The organism is Inhella sp. (assembly GCF_027532025.1).
Taxonomy (GTDB): domain Bacteria; phylum Pseudomonadota; class Gammaproteobacteria; order Burkholderiales; family Burkholderiaceae_C; genus Inhella.
Genome location: NZ_JAPZSY010000071.1, coordinates 1 through 1,678, shown reverse-complemented (window position 1 = coordinate 1,678; position 1,678 = coordinate 1). Strand labels below are relative to the sequence as shown.

1 protein-coding gene is annotated in these 1,678 nt (G+C 65.3%); it reads left to right on the top strand.

From position 1 onward, the window contains the following. Positions 1-291: 291 nt before the first annotated feature. Positions 292-1,017, top strand: a complete 726-nt coding sequence (locus O9335_RS10350; RefSeq protein WP_298387542.1) for a hypothetical protein — start codon at positions 292-294, stop codon at positions 1,015-1,017. Positions 1,018-1,678 lie beyond the last annotated feature (661 nt).

The following is a 1,678-nucleotide window of genomic DNA, read 5'->3' as shown; positions in this document are numbered from 1 at the left end:
GATCGTTCAAGCCGCCGCAGATCGAAAGAAGCGCCCATGAAGCCGAATCTGCAGCTGTGCTCCAAGCCACGCCGCCCACACTGGGCGGGCTTGCTGAGTCTGAGCGTGATGCTCGCTTTGGGCGCCTGTGGCGGCGGTGGCGGTGACGCCCCGTCCACGCCAGCGCCAGCCCCCGTGCCCACCCCTGCGCCGCCCCCGCCCGCGCCGGCCCCCGTCCCGGCACCAGCACCAGCACCAGCACCAGCACCAGCGTGGCGAGGCACGCTGAAGGTGGCTCACCAAGGGGTTTCGGTGGATGTGGTGATCGACAAGCCGGCGGGCAATGCGTTTGATGTCTTGGTGGTTTATCACGGGACGGTGATGCAGGATGCCTTGGTGATGCAGGCCGCTCAGGACACACTGGACGCGTTCCGAGGCCTGCTGGACGACCCCACCGTGATGCTGGTGAGCGTCGCCTACCCGGAGCAAAACCTGCTCATTGGTGACAACATCGTGCAGGCCGAGGCGGGGCTGCTGTGGGTGAAGCAACAGGCGGCGAGCGCGTTGGGCCTGCAGATTCGCCACATCTTTCTTGGCGGCCACTCTCAAGGGGGCTACTTGGTCACGCGGCTCAACACGATGCATCCGACCCGTGGTGTCATCGCCAATGCACCCGGCCCGATTGATCTCGTGCACCGCTGCCGCCTTGAGGAGGAAGGCACCATCCCCACGGGTGAGCATTGCACGCGCCTTCGTCTGGCCTACGGGACAACGGCGGTGAATCCGGGGGCCTACACCGCGCGCTCGCTGGGTCACTTCACACAGGGGTATCTTTCCGACATTCTGTTTGTGCAGGGCCTCGAAGATGCACGCCTGACCCAGATGGCGGTTTGGCCCGGATTCAAGCAGCGAGTGCAGGCCTGTACGAACTGCAGCGGGGTTCAAGTGCTGGAATTGCAGGGGCTGGGCCACACGGCACTGTTCAACAGTGTGCAGGCTCGCGACACTTTCCGCGCTTTTTTGAATGCTCGGCGCTGAGCTACAGCCCCAGTGGGGCGAACTGATCTGCCACCGAACCACTGCCTGTAGGCATTCGCCCACCCACAGGGGCTCGCCGGCGTGATGCTGGGCGCGGCGGCGCTGCTGGGGCTGGCGCTGGGCTCGGCGCAGGTGGTGGGGCGGTTCAGTCGGCGGTGAGGGGGTGAGGGCGTCGCGCTATCGGGCCGGGCGCTTGGTGGCAAAAGGCAAGACTGACCCTGGGAACTAAAGACCAGGGTGCGGCCGTTGGCCCAGCGCCAGTGGAAGATCTCGCGGCCCTGGGCGTCGCGCTCGATGCGGACCTGCCCCTGGCTGGGATCGGCCGCGGTGCACAGGGTCTGACCAGGACGGCGCGTGAAGTGCAGGCGACGAGCCTGTCCTGATCTTTGGGTGCGCGACCTCGCGTATCCCTGCGCGTCAATCCACGTTCCCGCGCCCACGAATCCATTTCGAATTGAACCAAGGAGCCCGCTCTAGCGGTCCTTCTGTGCAGTTCGGTTTGGCATTGCTGGCTCGAGGCTCCCAAGTTCGACACTTACGGCGCGTAAGTTGTTGATTTGATATGCGGCCGACCTCAATCCGCAGACTACAAGTCAACCGTCGGGTTGTCTTCCCGCGTCTGGCGGCATGAGGCCGGCAGGCGTCGGAACCGGTAGCCCGA